General features: G+C 44.2%; 1 protein-coding gene. It reads right to left on the bottom strand.

Features of this window, described 5'->3' with window-relative positions:
- On the bottom strand, nt 1–206 hold a 206-nt coding region (locus tag B0D78_RS13655; RefSeq protein ID WP_168170163.1), incomplete at both ends, for a site-specific integrase.

Genomic DNA, 206 nt, shown 5'->3' with positions numbered 1-206 from the left:
AAACAGCGAAAGTTTTCAACGCAGCCAGACGCTGATTGGTTGTCGAAACGGATGAACCCCGATTGCGACACCATTCCAGATATTCAATGACGAGTTCTCGGTTGAACTGATCCATTGTGAATCTTGACAACTGCAACCCCTTTGATTCTGTTAAGAACAAAACAAACAGTTTCAGAGCGTCCCGATAACTGAGGACTGTATTCTGT

It is taken from the genome of Pyramidobacter sp. C12-8 (assembly GCF_002007215.1).
In the GTDB taxonomy this organism is placed as follows: domain Bacteria; phylum Synergistota; class Synergistia; order Synergistales; family Dethiosulfovibrionaceae; genus Pyramidobacter.
Note: the sequence above shows the minus strand (reverse complement) of the source record. Positions and strands in the feature narration are given on the sequence as shown.